Here is a 20603-nt window from a genome sequence, read left to right on the forward strand (position 1 = left end):
TATTTTTCCCTATGCACACCGCATCATCAATAGACCTCGATACACCCGAACCCTTGGCTATTAATACGCCCTAACCCGGCATAATACGCCATCTTCAACAACTCGGGCACACCCGTGAGTTCCAGACGGCACATATATCCCTTCAATTGGGTAAACTGGGGGGTAAAATTCTTGATAGCGATAGTTTTCGCCTTAGGCTCGGACAACAACCTTACCCGCGTGGGTTGCCACTCGGGCGATGGCTCCACCTGGTAGAAGATACGATATTTCTCCAGCAAATTATAATGAATCAATTCCTCGAACACCGGATCGGCAGGCGAAACATGACGGGAAGGGACATTCTCGCCCACCCGTTCATCCAGGAATATCGGCGACAAGGTCTTGAAACGCATCGCGTCCGAGAACTCGATCCCCGGAAGCCGGACAATGGAGTCGACAGAAAAAGCAACTTTCGAACGGCGATCACCCAACGTAAAATGCCGATCCCGGAACAGTCCCATGACAAAAGGCTCGATCGCCTCGATCGGGTAGAAAGAAACTACCAGAGATACCTGCCGGCTTAATATCTCCATCCGGTCGCCGATAATCTGATAACGGGATACCTGCAAATTAGAAAAGGTGAATAACTTGAATTGCTTCTTGTCCCTCGTGTAACCATGATCGTGTAACCAACTCCCGAAATCGGAGTTTCCCTCGTTCAGAACCCGGTAAATCCACGAGGACAATTCATACTGGTAATTCAGCGGAAGCACGGCTCCGCACTCCTCTCTCTGCACGCTCAATATTAATTCAAATCTCATCCGTTCAATTATTTACAATATATAGAAAAATAAATCTTCACTTGTCCAAGATAGTCAAAAATCTTTATCTTTGTTCTCGATCAACATGAAGAATATGAATATTGAAGAATTTAGAGAATTGTGTCTTTCTTTCCCGCACACGACGGAGGAATTCCCGTTTGACGAAACGACATTAGTATTCAAGGTTTTCAACAAAATGTTCGCCTACGGTGACATCATGCCGTTTGAAACGATTGCCTTGAAGTGCGACCCGGACAAGGCTATCGAATTGCGGGAAAAATACCCGGAGATCACCCCGGCTTACCATTCCAACAAGAAACACTGGAACGGGGTTTATATGCATGGCAACCTCTCTGACAAATTTATAGAGGAACTCGTGGAGCACTCGTACAGGGAAGTTATCAAGAAATTATCCCGGAGTTTCGTGCAAAAGAACTTCCCCGAATTTTCTCTGACGGGGTCAAACAGGAAAGATTACACTGAAAATCACGACTAGCGTTGCAGGTTCACGGGAAGAACACGGAAAACGATAATCCCGAGGCAAATCAACTTTTAGACTACCTCGGGACTTTTATCGTAATTTTTCCATTCTCTACACTCTATTCCGTCTTCGGTTTCCGGATGTAATGAGGCATCTCGAAAGGAATCTCCAACGAGAATTCCACCAATCCCATGAACTCCCCGTTCTCGTACCAGGGCGTCTGGTAAATCAATTTCTTCACCCCACCTTTTTCAATCGTGTAGGCATTCGTGGCATGTTGCTCCATCAACTCGACTAATTTCGTGCGGGCTGGTTCGGGATGACAATCGAGCACGTTTTGCCCAACCAGATCACCATTATTTGTCTTCTGTGATTTATCGTTCATCTGAAGTATTTTACCTTCTTTATCACATACCGTGATTGCCACGTTCAATTCTTTCAAGTAATCCATAGCTGTTATTCTTTTAATTGATTCGGCAAATCTACAACTTTTCACCGGTTTCGTCGCCTAAAAACACGGGTATTCTTATCTGGACAACTTTTTCGACCTAAAATATCCCAAAGCTATTCTCCTGACTATAACGGACATCATCCGACACCCCGTATTTTATTTACATTTTGGGCATATTTTTTTGCCAAAATATTTTGCAGATTCCCCGGAAGGCTCTATATTTGCACCACGATTTGAGAAAATTCCTTAGTAGCTCAGTTGGTTAGAGCGGCGGACTGTTAATCCGTAGGTCGTAGGTTCAAGTCCTACCTGAGGAGCCAAGCCTGTAACAGAGTTACAGGCTTTTTTCTTTTCCCGCGATCCCATTCGTCGATAAAATCATCTCTTTTGTCGAGTCGCTTCCCCTAAACATCTAAATGATTTGCGCTCCTTTACCAGATGATTTATGTTTGCATCAAACAAAACGAGTAAAGACTATGAACAGAATAACACATACTTACCTTACAACCATCCTTTTTATAATCATTCCGTCCTTGGTGGGCTTCTCTCAAGAGGGAAAGCCCACCTCTTCTTGGACTCTCAAGGATTGTATCGATTACGCCCGGAAAAACAACATCCAAGTGCAATCGGCACGAGTGAACCAAAAAAGTAGTTCCGTGGATTTACTGGAAGCAAAAGCGCAACTTTTTCCTTCCCTCACGTTCAGTAGTTCACAAGGATGGGGCCACCAGAAAATAGAACAGACCGACGGCAAGTTCAAGTCCAGAAGTGCCTACTCAGGCAGTTATACTTTAAATAGCGGAGTGACGCTTTATAACGGGGGCAAACTGACCCGTTCCGTCCGCAAGCAGGAGATCGCGAGTGAAGCTCAAGGATACCAGATAAAGATGGCAGAAAATGACATCGAGATTGCTGTCACGGAGGCTTATTTACAAATTCTCTACGCGAACGAATCATTAAAGACAAATCGTCAGACTCTTGAAACCTCTGCCGCCCAATTGGCTCGCAGCAAAGAATTACTTGACGCGGGTTCTATCGCCAGCAGTGCTTACGCCCAGATCGACGCTCAATACAGCAACGACCAATACAACGTGACAATGGCTGAGAACACGCTCGCTTTAAACAAATTACAATTGAAACAACTCCTGGAATTAGAACCGACAGACAACTTCGACATATACTTCCCGGAACTGGACAATTCGCAAGTCCTTAGCCTCGTCCCCTCGCCGGGAGAGGTTTACCGGGTTGCCCTTGAAAGCATGCCCGAGATGAAAAACAGCCAGTTGAACGTGGAATCCGCCCAACTGGAAGAGAAAATCGCGGCAAGCGATCGGCTGCCAAGCGTCTCTTTCAACGCATCGGTATCCACGAACCATGACTCGGATTCGGATCATTCTTTCTCAAAACAAATAAATAACCGATTGAACGAGAATGTGGGGATCAATATAAGTGTCCCTATCTCTCGCAACCGGCAAACCAAATCGGCGATAGAAAAGGCAAAACTACAAACCGAAACCGCCCGTCTGGAAGAACTGAATACCCGCAAGGAGCTGTGGAAAACGATAGAAACATTACACCAGAACGTGACCGCCTCCCAAAGCCGCTATCTCGCTGCCACGAATAGCGTAAAATCCGCCACGATGAGTTACAATCTCGTGCAGGAACAGTTTAACGCAGGTATGAAGAACACGGTAGAATTACTCACGGAAAAGAATAATTACCTCTCTGCCCTGCAAGAGCAGATACAAGCAAAGTTTGAAGCCATACTCTCGCTCAAGCTGTTGAATTTTTACCAAAATCATCCCATTGAATTATAATACAGAATATTAACAATAGAATAGAATGAAAAAGATTGTAACTATAATTATCGTCTTGGCTGTCATTGTCGGAAGCCTTTTCTTTTTCCGGTCGGGAGATAAAAAAGCGACAACGTACGAAACCGTAGAATTGAAAAAAGGTTCTATCAACAACACGGTGACCGCCACGGGAACCATTGAACCGATCACCAAAGTGGACGTGGGTACCCAAGTTTCCGGCACGATCTCTCGCATTTACGTGGATTACAACTCGGTCGTGACAAAAGGACAACTACTTGCCGAACTTGATAAAAAACTATTACAGGCGGAATTGAACTCTGAAATGGCAAACCTGCGCTCCACGAAAAGCGAATACGAATACCAGCAAAAAAACTATACCCGTCTACGTCAATTGCATGACAAAAAATTGATCAGCGACACGGAATACGAGGAAGCATTGTATCAGTACGAGAAAGCCGAACAAGCCTACAAAAAAGCCCAAGCGACATTGGTGAAAGCCGAATCAAACCTAGATTACGCCACGATCTACTCGCCAATTGACGGTGTTGTGTTGTCGAGAGAGGTAGAGGAAGGACAAACCGTTGCCGCCAGCTTCGAAACTCCTACCATGTTCACGATTGCCAACGACTTACGCAAAATGCAGGTTATTGCCGACGTGGACGAGGCAGACATCGGGCAGGTACTGGAAGGACAACGCGTGACTTTCACCGTGGATGCTTTCCCGGATGATACTTTCGAGGGCGATGTGACACAAGTCCGCCTGAACCCGACCACCGAATCAAACGTGGTTACTTACGAGGTAGTGATCGACGCCCCGAATCCTGACTTGAAGTTGAAACCGGGACTGACGGCAAACATCACCGTGTACACCATGGAGAAAACTGACATTCTGCTTGCCCCGCTAAAAGCTTTCCGTTTCACCCCGGAAGCCATACCCACACCGGAAGCCGGAAGAGGAGAAAAAGTGGTATGGTTGCAAACAGCCGAGGGACTTGTACCTAAAATCATCAAGACCGGAGTTAGCGACGGTATCTACATGGAAATAAAAGAAGGTTTGCCGGAAGGCTCCCGTTTGGTAGTAGGCGTTCAACGAGCACGAGTTGCCGCAGCTGCCGAGGGAAATGGAGGAGAATCCAACCCGTTCATGCCGCCTCGTCCGGGACAGAAAAAGAACAAGTAAATCGAGAAATATGACAAACGATATTATAAAAATAGAGAACCTGAGGAGGGATTTCACGGTGGGGTCGGAAATCGTTCATGCCTTGCGCGGTGTAATATTTTCCATTCAACCAGGGGAATTCGTGACGATAATGGGTACCAGTGGTTCCGGGAAATCCACGTTACTCAATATTCTGGGATGCCTCGATACCCCCACCTCGGGTGACTATTACCTGGATGGCATTGCCGTTAGGGACATGGGAAAAAATGACCGTGCCACGTTACGCAATCGCAAGATTGGTTTCGTGTTCCAATCATACAACCTGCTCCCGAAAACAACAGCCCTGGAAAACGTGGAATTGCCGTTGCTTTACAATCCGGCTTTTTCCGCCAAAGAACGCAAGGAAAAAGCCACGAAAGCTTTGGCAGAAGTAAGCCTGAGCGACCGAATCAACCATCGTTCCAACCAGATGTCCGGGGGGCAACAACAGCGTGTAGCAATTGCCCGGGCTATCGTGAACGACCCGGTGATTCTGCTTGCCGACGAGGCAACCGGAAACCTGGACACGAGAACCTCTTTCGAGATTCTCACGCTTTTCCAGCGTTTGCACTCGGAAGGACGAACCATCATATTCGTTACCCACAACCCGGAAATCGCTCAATTCAGCAGCCGAAATATCGTGTTGCGGGACGGGCATATCACGGAGGACTCAATCAACCCGAATGTTGCCTCCGCAAAAGAAGCTCTTGCCGCATTGCCAAAAGAAACCGACTAAATAATTCAGAGATTTCCGATTCAACGATTAAGTGATTAATTAAATTAGAATAAATCACTAAATCGGAAATCACTAAATCACAAAATAATTATGAACTACGGAAATTTAATACGAATCGCATTACGAGCCCTTGCTAATAATAAATTCAGGGGATTTCTCACCATGCTGGGAATCATCATCGGCGTGGCATCCGTGATCTCCATGTTGGCTATCGGGCAAGGTTCAAAACGTAGTATTCGTGAACAAATATCGGAAATGGGTTCCAATATGATCATGATACACCCGGGTAACGGGCGCTTCGGGGGGGTACGCCAGAGTGCCAGCAGTATGCAAACCCTAAAAATGGAAGACTACGAGTCTATCGTGCGAGAGGTTGAACTGATTGACAAATGTACCCCCTCCGTGAATTCCAGCGGTCAAGTGATCTATGGAGCCAACAATGCCCCGACCACCGTTTACGGGGTAAACCAAGATTACCTGGATATTCGGAAATTCAGTGTCGGGGAAGGCGAAATGTTCACGGATCACGACATTAAAACCTCAGCTAAGGTTTGTATCGTGGGGCAAACTGTCGTCGACAATCTATTCACGAAAGGCGAAGAACCACTAGGCAAAACTATCCGGTTCAATAAAACCCCTTTCCGCATCATCGGAGTGCTAACCCCCAAGGGCTACAACTCCATGGGGCAAGACCAGGACGACATGATTATCGCCCCGTACACCACCATACAAAAACGTTTGCTGGCTATTACTTACATCCAAGGGATCTATGCATCAGCCATCACGGAAGAGGATTCGGAAGCGGCAATCGAAGAAATCAGTGCCATTCTGCGTCAAAACCATAAACTAGCCGCGGGGGACGAAAATGACTTCAATGTTCGCTCACAAGAAGAACTCAGTTCGATGATGAGTACCACGACCGACTTGATGACCGTGCTGCTCGCTTGTATAGCGGGAATATCCTTGCTGGTCGGGGGTATCGGTATCATGAACATCATGTACGTTTCAGTCACCGAACGCACCAGGGAAATCGGACTCCGTATGTCCATCGGGGCAAAAGGACGCCATATCCTGTTCCAATTCCTCATCGAGGCTGTGATTATCAGTGTCACGGGTGGTATTATCGGTGTCGTACTAGGAATAGGCTCTTCTCTAATTATTAAATACATGATCGGTTGGCCTGTATACATCCAGATGTATTCGGTAGTACTCTCCTTCCTGGTTTGTACCGTTACCGGGGTATTCTTCGGATGGTATCCAGCTCAAAAGGCATCGCGCCTCAACCCGATCGATGCTATAAGGTACGAATAATTCTAAATTCTAAATTAAATTTTTACCTTTGCAAACAACCAACAATAATATAATGTCCAGAACGATCAACAAGAACGTTTTACAGGTTGCCATCCACGTGATCGGATGGGGTATATTTTTTACCCTTCCTTTCTTCATGTATCGCGGGGAACAAGCCATTACCCTAAACCGGTACCTTGGATATTGCTTTATGCCGCTTTCCTGTATGATCATCTTTTACTTTAATTTTAACAAACTGATCGACTGTTTATTATTCCGCAGAAAAATCATACAATTCATATTGACGAATCTGCTGTTTATCCTGTTTCTGGGCTTTTTACTTCATAGCTGGCAAAACTTCCACCGGACACACTTGAGCGAGCCAATGCCGGAAAGTTTGAAAGCCCTCAAAGACGCACTGCCAAAACCGCCCGTGATGCTTTTTATCAGTCGCGACCTTCTACTCATGGGACTTACCGTAGGGCTTAGCGTGGCAATAAAAATGACAGGCGGCTGGTATAAAACGGAAAATGAAAAACAAGAACTCCAAAAAGCCCAAGCCGAAGCAGAATTGCAAAATCTGAAAAGCCAGCTTAACCCCCATTTCCTGTTTAACACGCTGAATAACATCTATTCCTTGATCGCGATCAACCAAGATAAGGCACAATATGCAGTGCAGGATCTGAGCAAGATGCTCCGTCACGTGTTGTACGAGAACAACGACAACCTTGTGCCTATCGACCGGGAATTTGAATTCATGCGAAGTTACATCAAGTTAATGAGCCTACGTCTTTCAAAAAACACACATCTGGAAGTTTCTATCCCCGAAAGCGGCAAGGGAGCCATGATCGCTCCCCTACTTTTCATCCCGTTGATCGAAAACGCTTTCAAACACGGGGTGAGCAACACGCAGGACTCTTTTATACACATTCAATTGGAATTACACGAGGACCATTGGCTGCATTGCCTGGTCGTGAACAGCAATTTCCCCAAAAAAGATAACGACCGCAGCGGCTCCGGCATCGGGATAAAAAACCTCAAACGCCGCTTGGAACTACTCTACCCGGGTAATTTCGTCTTCTCCCCCCGGACGGAAGACGACCGCTTCATCGCGGAACTTAATATTCACCTTTAAATACCAACACTCATGACATTAAATTGCTTGATCGTGGATGACGAGCCTTTAGCTCTCGAGTTATTGGAAAGTTACGTGAGTCGTACACCCTTCCTCCATCTCGTTGCTAAATGCGACAGTGCTATCCAAGCCTTATCCGTCATCGAGAGTGAACCCGTCGACTTGATATTCCTCGACATACAAATGCCGGAACTCAACGGACTGGAACTTTCCCGCTTGGTGGGCAACAAGGTGAAAATCATCTTTACCACCGCTTTCGAGCAATATGCCATCGAAGGTTTCCGGGTGGATGCCCTCGATTACTTGTTGAAGCCGTTCAATTACACCGAATTCCTACGGGCAGCCACCAAGGCTCTGCATTGGATAGAAATGCTGAAATCGGAAGCAAGCACCCGCCCTGTCCCGCAATCTATCTTCGTGAAAAGCGACTACAAACTCATGCAAGTCCAGTTAAAAGAAATTCTTTACATAGAGGGGCTGAAAGACTATATCCGCATTCAGACCGAGGACGGACAAGGTATCCTTACCCTGATGAGCATGAAATCTATCGAGGATTTCCTTCCCGCCGACATCTTTATCCGGGTACATCGTTCGTACATCGTCAACATAAACAAAATCAAGACTATCGAACGCAATCGGATCATATTCGGGAAGGTCTACATTCCCATCTCCGATTCATACAAGGAACGTTTCACGGAATTGCTCGACAAACGAGCAATTAATTGAAAATTGAAAATTGAAAATTGAAAATTATACCTAACTTTGCAAGCGAATGATAAGTCAGTACTAACATCAAGATAATTTGAATCCTTGAAGATGAATATTCACGGGAACAATTCATTTTCAACTTTCAATTTTCAATTTTCAATTGTTATGAGAAAAGACGAAAGGTATAATCAACGGGGTGTATCCGCATCCAAAGAAGACGTTCACAACGCCATCAAAAACATTGATAAAGGAATATTTCCAAAAGCATTCTGTAAAATAATCCCGGATTATTTGGGAGGACAGAAAAGCTATTGTAACATCATGCACGCCGACGGTGCCGGAACCAAGTCATCACTGGCATACATGTACTGGAAAGAAACCGGTGATCTCTCCGTGTGGAAAGGCATAGCCCAAGATGCACTCATCATGAACATCGACGATCTCATCTGCGTGGGTGCGGTAGATAATATCTTGCTTTCCTCTACCATCGGACGGAACAAGCAAGTGATCCCGGGAGAAGTCATTGCGGCTATCATCAACGGCACGGAAGAACTGCTCGAAGAATACCGCAAGTTAGGCGTGAACATTTATTCTACGGGAGGCGAAACGGCTGATGTCGGCGACCTCGTGCGTACGATTATAGTGGACTCCACGGTGACTTGCCGCATGAAACGGGCAGACGTCATTTCAAACGACCGCATACAGGCTGGCGACGTGATTATCGGTCTTGCATCTTACGGACAAGCCACTTACGAAACGGAATACAACGGCGGAATGGGTTCCAACGGGTTGACCTCCGCACGCCATGATGTATTTTCTAAATACCTTGCCCAAAAATACCCGGAAAGCTACGACAACTCTTTACCCGAAAACCTCGTGTACTCCGGGGGATGCAAACTGACCGACGAAATTGCAGGTTTAGGCATCGACGCCGGGAAATTAGTGTTATCGCCCACTCGTACCTATATCCCGGTTATCAAGCAAGTGCTTGGCAAATACCGGAAACAAATCCACGGAATGATACATTGTTCCGGTGGAGCCCAAACTAAAGTGATGAACTTCGTGGAAAACTTGCATATTGTAAAAGACAATATGTTCCCCGTTCCTCCCCTCTTCAAACTAATTCAAGAACAATCCGGAACCCCGTGGGAAGAAATGTACAAAGTGTTTAACATGGGGCACCGCATGGAAATTTACGTGAACGAGGAGATTGCAGAAGACATCATCGCCATATCCAAAAGTTTCAACATTGACGCCCAGATCGTCGGTCGCTGCTATGACAACGACGAGGGACAAGGTAATAAGCTCACGATTATCAGCGAACTCGGGAAGTTCATATACTGACCGTGGGTTTCTTCAATTTCAATTTATATATATTCAAGGGCTGTTGACACAGCCCTTTTTTTGTTTCCACCAGCAAAGTTCATCATTTTCTCGCTGTCTGCAAAACCTCCCGAATCCGTTTACGCACGTTAATCTGTGCGCTATCCACTTTCGCCTTGCGGGAAGGGATAAACAGATCCTTGTACTTCGCCTTCGTGATACGGAACTTCATTTTCTCCAATGAACCGGATATATCCACTCCCGCACGAAAAGGAATCGGGGATTTCAGCAAAGATACATGATAATTGAAAGTCATATCTATATGGTGTTGTCCCCCGACAGCCACCTTATAACGATCCATTTCCACCATAAAAGGGAATATCTCGATCATGCTGTTCTTTATCGTGAAATCCACGGATACGCTATCAATCAGATTACGTTCCTTATTTTTGAACATCAACATTTTCGAAATTTCAGAGAAAGTCTCTCCATCCATCAATACCAGATTCTTTCCGTCGATATAAGCGGCAGCCCGCAATGTCGGCAAATCAATCATCATCGCTGAATCCATCTCGGTTTCTGCCGCCATATGAAAATCTACCAATCCGTCAAATGACCGCAACATCGGCACGATCGAATCCAACGCAGGCATAAAATCAATCAAAGAACCGACGTGTATATCATCCAACTGCAGGTCAAACCCGGCATACGCCCTATCCGGCGATGACGCCCGGTACAACATCGTCGTCTTCACGTCTGCCGCCATGGAACGCATTCTCAAATCGGCAAGCTCTATACACTGATTCTTCATTGCCACCTCGCCATGAATACTATCCAATATCAACTTCCCGTACAGCACCCGGTTTATATCCGTTTCAAACCTGAAATCAATACCCGGGGGAACGACAAACACAGACATCGTGGAGTCCGCCACGTAAGTAGAATCAGCAGCCAGATTGACATCCGACAATTCCTCCTCGCTCAACTCCTCGTCCATGCCCCATTTCATATTCATCCGGTTTGCCTCCCCGACCTCCATTGCCTTCATCAACTGGTTGCAATCGATCATGTTCGACTTCACTCTTAGATTCGCAGACAGTTCCTCTTGCCGTAAGAATGCCCCGGCAAGATTATACACCTCCCCGGTCAGCAACACGTCGGATTTTCCCATCCGCAACTTCGCCCCATTCAGCTTGATATGTCCCGGTGTCAATGTAATTTTCGTTCCGGGCATACGCAACGGGAACATGGGCGTGTACATACGCAAATCCCTGAAACCGAGTATCCCGTTCACTTCCCACGGTCGCACGTCTTTCTTGCCCGGCACCGCGGACAAGTTAAATCCGGCAAAAGCCAGACGCAACCGATTTCCTTTAGCCCGTATTCGCAAACTATCCATGTCGACTCGTGCCGTCACAAGAGGCAATTTCTTGTTCCCCGGCGAGGGAGCCAAAGCAGCACTCACTTTACTATTTCCCATTCGGAATCGCACAGAATCTCCCACGGTAAGGTCTATCCACCCGATCTTGACATCGGCGGACATAGATGCCACGGCAGTAGTATCCCGCAACGGCGAGGTCTTCACCTTCACGTAAGAAGTATCCATATGAAACACCAGCGCCTCTTTCCATTTAATATCCACGCTGTCAAAACCGAATATCCCGTTCAACAAATTCTTTCCCTGCATGATCGTCGAATCCTCCATATTCGTCCCGAAACCCAATCCCACGGATTTCGAGCGTAAGGACAAACTATCTTTCTCGCTCGCCAATAACACGTCGTACAGACGACATCCTCCCCGGATATCCAACTTCCCGTAGTTCTTGTTTTTCACGTCAGCCAACAAAATATGAGTTCTCAGGGCCGCACTCAAACTTCCCTTCATCGTCACCCCTTCCTCCAGCGGGAATATCTTTGGCAGAATAGAAAAATTCACATCTGCTTTTATCTTTGCATCCACCCGTGGATTCGTGATTAACTCATCCACACGTCCCTCTATATCCACGTCCACGTCAGTCCCTTTCACGCACAAACGATTCACCTGCACGAACGAAGCCTTTTCTTTCTGCAAATCGACCAATCCTTCTATATCCACGTCCAGTTTCTCCAAAGCGTATGGCATCCCGGTATATTTAGCCGCCCCGTCACGAACCCGGAAACGGGCTTCCAACACGGGCACCCGGTCTTTCCCGTATATTCCTTTCAAAGTGCCTTTACATGAAACTTCTCCGGCGATTTCCGCCTTGTCATCTCTTTTCAAGATAGTTTCCGGCACCAGATCAAGCAGTGTTTTCAACGACGGAATCTTCATCCCGAAAGTCAAGTCTACTGCCAACTGTCGATTTAACGTATCCCCTCGTAATTGTCCCCCGACACCGAATTTTATACCGTTCACGTTCATGACAGCCCGATCCAACACGTAGAGCGAAGAATCCCGATCCAGATGCATTCCGGTCTGAACACCGAATGCCAAACGCTTAACCAGTAAATTTCCTTCTTGCCACAACAACAAATTTTTCGCCTTCATTCCCAATTGCAAATTTGCCTTACGCCCCGAAAAATCCCCGTCAATCTTTAACCCGAAACCTTCCACACGGGCATAAAGCTGATTCGCTCGGTCATCGAAAACCAAATAACCGTCCTCCACACGAATATTCTTGATATCGATCCCCTCAAACAGGCTTTCCGAGGTCGTATCCGCCTCCACCGTCAACGTGTCCGCTTCCACCGTTCGCATCACATCCCAAGCCGGCATCCCCTCCTGATTAATATAAGCATATATACGAGGTTTTTCTATTCGCAATTCTTTGACTACAATATCTTTTTTGGCTAAATAATCCATGGGATTTATCGTCAGACGACACAACTCGAAACTCATCAGGGAATCCGTCTTCGAGTAGACATTCTCCCCAAGCGTCGTGTCCTGGAACACTTTTGTCACCACGCTTCCGTTTCGGATTTCCAACCCGAAATTCGGAAACGTGGAAAAGAACGTCAATTCTATCGAATCGAAATGCACCTCTGCATTCAACAACTCGTTCGCCGTCTTCTCCACCACGGGAGTCAACTTCTCCGGGGTAAAAATAAAATTCAACACGATTCCGACTGTCGTGCAAACCAGCACGACAACAACTAACACCGTAATCAAAAAATACTTCAAAAAACGCCACATAGCAATTGAAAATTGAAAATGATTAATCGTATATTAAATATTTTTCCCTTACTCCCATAAACTTAGCCACGTCTTCCCGCCAACCCGCACGAATTTCTTCTTCTGTCTTTCCTTCCGTGATCTGTTGCCGCACACGGGTGTTTCCCACGAGTTTATCAAACAAGGCATTAAAAAATGGCTCCTTCCCCTCGTACTTCTCGTAAGCCAGCAATAACCACACCAAATTCAATCGTTTCATTCCTAATATAGTGCCGTATTCACCTTCCAAATCCATTCCGTGGCAAGTCTTTCCGGCACATTTCGGGGTCATACTCATTCCCTTGATCGGTCGGGGAACATAACTATACGGCATATCCTTCAAGTCGGGATGCCCGAATACTTGAAAAGGACACAACGTACCCCGTCCCTCGTTGACTGCCGTACCCTCGAAAAAACAAGTCGACGAGTAAAGCATCACGGAAACCGAATCCGGCAGATTCGGGGAAGGAGCATCAGGCAAAGCCACGGGTTGCTCCCGTTTCCATCCCTCGCAGGGGACAACGGTCAAATCACACTTCACTTGCCCCTTCAACCATCCCTCTCCATTAATCATTTTCGCGTACTCGCCTATCGTCATCCCGTACACCACGGGCACGGGATGCATCCCCACGAAAGACACGCACTCCTTTTCCAGCACGGGACCATCCACGTAGAAAGCATTCGGGTTCGGACGATCCATCACCACCAACGGTATTCCCTGTTCGGCACAAGCCTCCATCACGTAATGTAACGTCGACAAATAAGTATAGAAACGAACACCAACATCCTGTATATCAAAAACCATCACCTCGATATCTTTCAAATCAGCAGGTTGAGGCTTCTTATTCTTCCCGTAAAGTGACACGATAGGCAAACCGGTAGCCGCATCCGTGTGGTTCTTAACCGTCTCTCCGGCATCAGCCGTTCCCCGGAAACCATGTTCAGGCGCAAAAACCCGAAGAACATCCACACCTTGTGCCCGCAAGAAATCAACACCATGTTGTTCTCCCACACGCGACGTATGATTTGCCACTACACCGACTTTCTTGCCTAACAGCAAATTCTGATACGTCTCGTAACACTCAATCCCATTCCGAATATTCACGGAAATAGCATCCGTACATGCGGATGCTATCACTAAAATTAAAATCAAATATTTCATCGACTATTTCTTTGTTTCCTGCTTCTGATCCTTTTCCTGGAAATCGATTACCATCGTGTTCAGTATAGCTTCCACTTGTTTTATCATATCCCGCTTCTTCTCATTCGGGTAATAAACGTATCCCATCATGTAGATCACCCGTTGATGTTCCTCGTCCAACACCACGTTCAACACGAAAGGTCCTGCCATGAAATCATTAACAACAGTCCACAATCCCCGTAGCAGCATGGCATAATGCCCGTTGTACTGATATTGCACGAAAGTATAAGGGATCTCGGTGTCCAGCGCCATATACGATCCATTCCGAGGTCCAGGAATATACTTTTGCAACTCCTCGTTCACTCGATCCACGATAATGACATGATTAAACTGACTCTCGTCCTCGTACTTTTCCGTGAAGAAGATAATACCCTTACTATCCTTCTGCGTTTCGCTCGAAATCCAGACGAAATCCGTGGTATCTTTATTGACGTAATACCCGGTCGGACAATACAACAACATATCGTACTTCTTCTTGAACAAATTAAAAATACGCGTATCCGCCGTTCTCTTGTAAATAGAAACCAATCTATCCCGCTCCGCTTTCGCGTAAATACCCAATATCTTCAATTTGTTTTCCTCGAACAACTGTATCGCCTTTTTGTTATTCGGGGCAACAATCTTGATAAACTTCTGCGTCTTTGCCCACGGGCTATCCACGTACTGCACGTACGAGGAATCGACGGTCGGGGAAATCCTGACTTGCAACACGTTCCGGTGTCCCTTCATATTTTTGTCAAAATATATCTCGGGTAAGTTCAGCACATCCATGATCGGCTCTGCCTGCGGCAAGCCATCCTGCTCCTGCCCGAAGAAAGCCTTTATCGTATCACCGACGGGACCGTCCCACACGTTCTTCTCGGCAATCACCAATACCTGATTAATCTTACCTGACACAGCAGGTATTAAATTCTTCGTGGTATTCTTACAAGAACCCAGCGCAAGAAACAATGCCAATACAATTGAAAATTGAACATTGAAAATTGAAAATGAACGTCTTATCATAAACCAATCACTTAATCGTAAATCACTAAATCACAAATCACTAAAATTTACTGTTTGCCTCGTCCAAAATTCCCTTCACCGAACCCACGAGAATCTTTGCCTCGACCATCACGGGAATCCTGTACTCGTCGTTACTTACCCATACCTTCATATTCTCCCCGCCTTTGAATACATCCCCGGCGACAAGCAGGGGCGAAAACACGTAACACTGCCTGCGCCCGCTATCTGTCTTCACCTTTTCCAACCCGAGATAACGGATATACAAATCGTATATCTTATCGTCCAGCAATATGCGTATCGGGATCATATCCCCCTTCTTGTACTTGTCAAAATCCAGTTCCCGGGCTCTCCATGCCACGGACAGCATATTATACGTGTCCGGTTGCAAAGCGATCGTATCCTTGCGCTGATATTTCCCGATTTTATGGATATCGGCAAGAATCCGGTTACTGTCATAATCCCACACGTAGTCGAACGTCTTGTGATAATTCCCCTCGTGAGCTTTCCGGGAAAACTCGTAAGGCATATACGTCACGCTATCGTGGTGGGAAATCAATGTATCGCGCAACTTGAACACCCAATCCCATGAGGGACTGGAATATCCCACGGCAAACACCTCTTCTGCATCCGGGTACTTGTCGGAAGACTTCACGGACATCTCCACCGTACCGGCATTTATCCAGATAAAGCCCCAATTGTAATATCCCCTGTAAGTCAGTTTCTCTATTACATTGGGCAGCTTCCTCTGCGAAATGGCAGGCAGGCTAACGAATAAGGTCAATATCAGTATAATTATTCTCATCTATTGCTTCTATTTCTCCTGTTATCCTTGTTGTCTACATTCTTCTTTTTACTCGGGTCTTCTCTCTTATACGTTTTGCTCGCGTCAAATTCCTGCTCTACATCGAAATTTTTCTTTAAATTAATTTCCACGGGCAGATATTTTATTTCCTCGGGCTGAATACGCTTCATGTAATTACCCGTATCCCATTTCTTGTTACCGTTCCGGTCAATGATTCCCCGGATCATATATTTTCCCTCGTTCAGGTAATCGAACGTTACCTTTCCGTCCTTGTCTATCCATCTCTCGTCCAAAACTTTCACATCCTTATCTCCCTGGTAAAGCTGGATAATCACCGGAGTTTCGGCGTTCTTCACCTGCACGAAAATCTTCCCGTACTCCTCTTCTGCCTTCGTCTTGAACGTTTTCTCGATCTTGTTGTTATATAGCCCGTAGATACTATATATTCCCATAGAATCGACCGTCAGCATATACTCGGTTTCCGGTTTCCACTTCTTCTCCAACTCGTACCTGCGAATCTTCAAACTATCGTGTTTCATCGTGAAGTCGGTCGGTGTCCATATCGTGTCCACCTTCTCGAACAACTGGATATTCTTCAACCCTTCCTCTCGTATCGGTCGGTCAAACTCGAATCGGATACCCTTGTTCAAATCAACCGTTCCGCCAACCCCGACATTCACTTCCATAAACTTGATCTCCGGGATCGAGTCCTGATCTTTCTTACGTTTACCCTTGGGTTCCGGTTTATCCTTGAAATAGAAACGAGTCGTGTCAACAAAAAGTTCCCGTTTCCCGAGAGAATCCGTACGTAAATAAGTTGCGAAAGCGGTCAACGAGTCAATCTTGTACACTAACGAGTCCTTTATCCACAACTGTATCGTGTCCCGTCCTGCCGAACGTTCTTCGATAAACCAATCGCCTTGATCTTCCTTGTCCAGCAAATGTACCCCGCGCAAACGCACGTTCAACTGGTTATCCGCGGGAATACTGAATATAAAATCCAACCGTTCCCTCTCCTTGCGGTCTTTATCCACCAAATATAATTGAGTTTTCTCCTCGTTGAACATCGGGATAAACAAATTACTTGGTCCGAAAGCCGTGTAATCCCTTCGCACAATCGTGTCTTTCGACAACACCTTCAACTCCATTCCTTTTTTCGTCCGGCGTCCTTCCACGACCATCGTATCCGGATGTATCGTATCATACACGACCATGGGGAATGATACGGTTGTCACCAACGAGTCAATAAAACCGACTTTCTCCTCCTCGGGCAAAAACTTATTATCCCGGTTCGCATCGTCGATAGCCAACACCCGGTAAGTCGTGTTCTTGATATTCGTCACCCGGAACATTCCCGCACTATCCGTCCGAGCCACGTAGTTCGGCAATTCCGATATTGCCGCCGAATCCGCATGATTCTCGTAGAACAACACCATAGCCCCCAACACGGGCAACTGCGATTCCATATCGATCACCTGTCCCGACAATTCCATGGAATCCAATTGTGGTCCCGTGGAAAACACGTAACGATAAAAACCTAACGGGTTCGCCTCGTTATTATCCACGATGGCATCCGCGAAATCCAAAGTGTATGTCGTTTCAGGCTTCAACGAGTCCTGAAAAGTCACCCGCACGTATTTTCCCCGCAAACTGACCCTCGCCTTCTTCTTCGCCGGGGGCGACATCACGAATTTATTGTTAATCTCCTTGAGCTGTACATACTCGTTGAAATATATATCTATATACTTTCCTTTGAAATTCGTTGAGAATGATTCCGGAACCTCCTTGATTACCTTGGGCGGAGTCGTGTCCTTCTCCCCACCTTCCGGGTATCCCCGGTTCGCGCAAGCATAAATAACCAACGCTGTAACAACTGCAACAAAACAGAATCCATTCCAAAAAATCTTATTCATAGCTCTTCCAAATATTAACCTTACAAAACTAGGGAAAAAAAGCTAAAATCCTTTCAATTTTAAATTTAAGATTTCAGTTTTTTAGATTTTACCGGCTTTACCGAGACAAGCGACACTGCACCTTACCCCTTCCACTTTCCGCAACTCGGCTAAACAAGCCCTCGTGGTGGCACCACTCGTGAGCACATCATCCACCAACAACACGTGGCACCCTCGCAACCGCCCGGCATCTTTCAAGGTGAACGCCTTCTTCACGTTATCGGCTCGCTCTTCCCGGTTCAATCCCGTCTGCGAACAAGTATTCACCACCCGTTCCAGCACATCCGGCTCAACCTTTATCCCTAATTCCTCTGCAATCCCCGTGCCAATCGCCAAAGACTGATTGAATCCCCGCTCCTTTTCCCGTGCCGGATGCAACGGTACCGGGACAACACAATCGATCTCGTGTCCCGCGCCAATCCTCGCCCCCAGCATCCGTCCCGCCCAGACTCCCAATTCTCGCCGGGACTTGTATTTTATAGCGTATATTAATCGATGAAAATCACTCTCCCGGTTGTAAGTAAACAACCAAAATATATTCTCCGCCCCCACAATCTCCTTCATTTTCTCGTCCGCTCCTTCATCCGCCCCCTCGTTCAACGGCATCCGACACAAACACCCTGAGCACATGAACCGTTCTCCACGTACCAACACATCACCACACACCACGCAAAGCCTCGGAAACAACAATCCAACCCCCGACCGCAAATAATCCAAAAATATCTCCCAAAACCTCTTGATCACAAATCCAAAATCTTTCAATCGTAAATCATAAATCGTAAATTCCCAATTCCCTTCATTGTTTCACGAAATTATAAGTAATCGTCCCCGCCTGTCTCTCCGGCGCTTTGGCATCCGCGTTAAATTCCGAACGCAACGCCGCTTCCACCGCCACCTCACGCAAATTACTATCCGTGTCGGAATCTTTATCCACCACTTCAGCCTTCACCACCCGTCCCCTTGGGTTGACCACCACGGCAACAACCACCTTCCCCCCGAATTCACACTTGTAAACCGGGATAGGCAAATACGTTTTGTAACGTCCCTTGATATTATACGACACGCTACTCTTCCCCACGTACACCGTGGATTGCAACGAATCCAACATCCGTTGTTGCTGATCTTTTTTAAACCGGACACTATCCTCCTTGAAATGTTTATTCTTCTCCGCCTTGTAACGATCCCCGTAATCTCCCCGCAATTCCTCCTGTATCTCGTTAATATACTCCTCAATCCGCTCGTGGGACTCCGTCGCCTCACTCCTTTTCACCACATCCTCGTTCACCGCCATCGAGCGCAACATCCTGCTCACCTCCTCATCCGCCGCCTGCCGGGCGATTTCTTCTTTCTTCTTCATCTCCTCCTGCTGTTGTTGCACAATCTCCGGCTCCGGCATATCCAACTCGATCTCCATCTCCACGTGATTCTCCAACCGCGAAATCCCCATACTCACCAAGCAAATCGCCAGCACCAAGTGAAAAATCACCGTCCCCATCACCCCGTGGCGGTGTTCATCCAACCACCGCAGGCAAACTCTCTTCGCAACATACTTGATCATATATCACATCATAATTCATTAATCTCATCAATTGGCAGCCCGGTAAGATCTGAAATATCTGCCGCGAACATTCCTTTTGATTTCAATTTCCGGGCAATGTCCAACGCTTTCTTTTTCTCGCCTTTTTCCAGCCCTTCCTCCAATCCTTCCATCCGTCCTTCTAGTCGTCCTTCTAGTCGCCCTTCTAGTCGTCCCTCCTCTCGTTCCGTGTAAATGTTGCTCCGCAGAATTACCACGTTATCCAGGTGACGGTAATAGGCTTCCAACTCCGCTTTGCTGAGTTTGTCGAGTTGCAAGCGTGCCCGTGCTTCTTGAAGTCCCGGGGCTGTTGCGTCGTCTGGAATTTCGCCCGTGTTCAGGAAGTAAATCCATTGCTCCAGGGGTACTTTCGACCACCTGTTGAAATCGTTTACCCGCAGGATATAATATTCCGGGTAAAGTTGGCTAACCTCGTCGACCTCGAATCTTTGGCGTTGAAACGGCGAAAGGCGCAACAACTCGTTGTTATGTAACCCGCGGAATTCCGTTTTACCATGGTACACGAAATCAGTGCCGCATCCCAAGTTGAAATAAACGATGTTGATGCTATAAATTTTACGGATATCGTCGTATCCCCCTCCTCGATTTATATATTCCGTGACCAGTTTCGAGGTTCCGAAAAGCATTCGTTGAAAATAAGCGTATTCCGTGTTATTCTGTATCTCGAATAATAACAAGGTGCCCTTGCTGTCCTCTGCAAGCAAATCCACCCGGTTGTACTTGTCAAACTCGCTTTCTTGGTTACTCTCGCTTTCCAGTAACTTGCAGATCGTGATTTTCTCCCCCATAAGCGTGGTCATAAGTCCTTCCAGTACCGAGAAGTTTGCCTTGTCGCGGAGCAGGCGCTTCATCGCCCAATCAAAACGAATATAATTTGCCATACCTGTCGTGTTTTACTACAAGCAAAGATACAATTT

At 46.5% G+C, this 20603-nt stretch carries 18 protein-coding genes and 1 tRNA gene; 9 read left to right on the forward strand and 10 right to left on the reverse strand.

The window, feature by feature from the left end:
• Positions 1–26: 26 nt before the first annotated feature.
• Positions 27–800 carry a CRISPR-associated endoribonuclease Cas6 gene (gene cas6, locus A3CY_RS0106615; RefSeq protein WP_018337127.1) on the reverse strand — a complete coding sequence of 258 codons (774 nt, stop codon included), beginning with the start codon at positions 798–800 and terminating at the stop codon, positions 27–29.
• 94 nt (positions 801–894) lie between these two features.
• Here cas6 and A3CY_RS0106620 point away from each other — a divergent pair, with 94 nt between their 5' ends.
• On the forward strand, positions 895–1296 hold the full coding sequence (locus tag A3CY_RS0106620) for an MmcQ/YjbR family DNA-binding protein (protein WP_040371502.1): 402 nt from the start codon (positions 895–897) through the stop codon (positions 1294–1296).
• A 103-nt stretch (positions 1297–1399) separates the two neighbouring features.
• Here A3CY_RS0106620 and A3CY_RS0106625 read toward each other — a convergent pair whose 3' ends face one another.
• Positions 1400–1732 (reverse strand): transcriptional regulator, encoded by a 333-nt coding sequence (locus A3CY_RS0106625; protein ID WP_018337129.1) that lies wholly within the window; start codon positions 1730–1732, stop codon positions 1400–1402.
• Between the two features lie 243 nt (positions 1733–1975).
• Between A3CY_RS0106625 and A3CY_RS0106630 the strand changes: the two genes are divergently transcribed.
• The 8 genes from A3CY_RS0106630 to A3CY_RS0106665 all read left to right on the forward strand — a co-directional run bounded on the left by A3CY_RS0106630 (position 1976) and on the right by A3CY_RS0106665 (position 9960).
• Positions 1976–2052: transfer RNA gene (locus tag A3CY_RS0106630), tRNA-Asn, on the forward strand.
• A gap of 156 nt (positions 2053–2208) precedes the next feature.
• Positions 2209–3549 (forward strand): TolC family protein, encoded by a 1341-nt coding sequence (locus tag A3CY_RS0106635; protein WP_018337130.1) that lies wholly within the window; start codon positions 2209–2211, stop codon positions 3547–3549.
• 25 nt (positions 3550–3574) lie between these two features.
• Positions 3575–4729 (forward strand): efflux RND transporter periplasmic adaptor subunit, encoded by a 1155-nt coding sequence (locus A3CY_RS0106640; RefSeq protein ID WP_026207393.1) that lies wholly within the window; start codon positions 3575–3577, stop codon positions 4727–4729.
• 10 nt (positions 4730–4739) lie between these two features.
• The gene (locus tag A3CY_RS0106645; protein WP_018337132.1) at positions 4740–5483 is read left to right on the forward strand and encodes an ABC transporter ATP-binding protein; all 744 of its coding nucleotides are present in this window, start codon (positions 4740–4742) and stop codon (positions 5481–5483) included.
• A 90-nt stretch (positions 5484–5573) separates the two neighbouring features.
• Complete coding sequence (locus tag A3CY_RS0106650) at positions 5574–6794, forward strand: ABC transporter permease (protein ID WP_018337133.1); 1221 nt, start codon at positions 5574–5576, stop codon at positions 6792–6794.
• A 52-nt stretch (positions 6795–6846) separates the two neighbouring features.
• Complete coding sequence (locus A3CY_RS0106655; RefSeq protein WP_018337134.1) at positions 6847–7908, forward strand: sensor histidine kinase; 1062 nt, start codon at positions 6847–6849, stop codon at positions 7906–7908.
• Positions 7909–7920: 12 nt separating this feature from the next.
• Positions 7921–8634 (forward strand): LytR/AlgR family response regulator transcription factor, encoded by a 714-nt coding sequence (locus A3CY_RS0106660; protein ID WP_018337135.1) that lies wholly within the window; start codon positions 7921–7923, stop codon positions 8632–8634.
• 147 nt (positions 8635–8781) lie between these two features.
• Positions 8782–9960, forward strand: a complete 1179-nt coding sequence (locus A3CY_RS0106665; RefSeq protein ID WP_026207395.1) for an AIR synthase related protein — start codon at positions 8782–8784, stop codon at positions 9958–9960.
• Positions 9961–10042: 82 nt separating this feature from the next.
• Here the strand turns inward: A3CY_RS0106665 and A3CY_RS0106670 are convergent, their stop codons facing one another.
• From A3CY_RS0106670 to A3CY_RS0106705, 8 genes are all read right to left on the reverse strand, one after another.
• Positions 10043–13111, reverse strand: a complete 3069-nt coding sequence (locus tag A3CY_RS0106670; RefSeq protein WP_018337137.1) for an AsmA family protein — start codon at positions 13109–13111, stop codon at positions 10043–10045.
• Between the two features lie 22 nt (positions 13112–13133).
• A complete protein-coding gene (locus A3CY_RS0106675; RefSeq protein WP_018337138.1) occupies positions 13134–14291 on the reverse strand; it encodes an exo-beta-N-acetylmuramidase NamZ family protein in 1158 nt (385 codons plus the stop codon).
• 3 nt (positions 14292–14294) lie between these two features.
• Positions 14295–15227, reverse strand: coding sequence for a DUF4837 family protein (locus tag A3CY_RS0106680; RefSeq protein WP_240388126.1), 933 nt, complete (start codon positions 15225–15227; stop codon positions 14295–14297).
• 148 nt (positions 15228–15375) lie between these two features.
• Positions 15376–16137, reverse strand: a complete 762-nt coding sequence (locus A3CY_RS0106685; protein WP_018337140.1) for a DUF3108 domain-containing protein — start codon at positions 16135–16137, stop codon at positions 15376–15378.
• Complete coding sequence (locus A3CY_RS0106690; protein WP_018337141.1) at positions 16134–18050, reverse strand: Ig-like domain-containing protein; 1917 nt, start codon at positions 18048–18050, stop codon at positions 16134–16136. The genes A3CY_RS0106685 and A3CY_RS0106690 overlap by 4 nt, the downstream gene beginning before the upstream one ends.
• Before the next feature lie 81 nt (positions 18051–18131).
• Positions 18132–18833, reverse strand: coding sequence for a ComF family protein (locus tag A3CY_RS0106695; protein WP_155828205.1), 702 nt, complete (start codon positions 18831–18833; stop codon positions 18132–18134).
• 52 nt (positions 18834–18885) lie between these two features.
• Positions 18886–19647, reverse strand: coding sequence for a hypothetical protein (locus A3CY_RS0106700; protein ID WP_018337143.1), 762 nt, complete (start codon positions 19645–19647; stop codon positions 18886–18888).
• Positions 19648–19655: 8 nt separating this feature from the next.
• Positions 19656–20567, reverse strand: a complete 912-nt coding sequence (locus A3CY_RS0106705; protein WP_018337144.1) for a PD-(D/E)XK nuclease family transposase — start codon at positions 20565–20567, stop codon at positions 19656–19658.
• Between the last annotated feature and the right edge of the window lie 36 nt (positions 20568–20603).

Source organism: Butyricimonas synergistica DSM 23225 (genome assembly GCF_000379665.1).
Taxonomy (GTDB): domain Bacteria; phylum Bacteroidota; class Bacteroidia; order Bacteroidales; family Marinifilaceae; genus Butyricimonas; species Butyricimonas synergistica.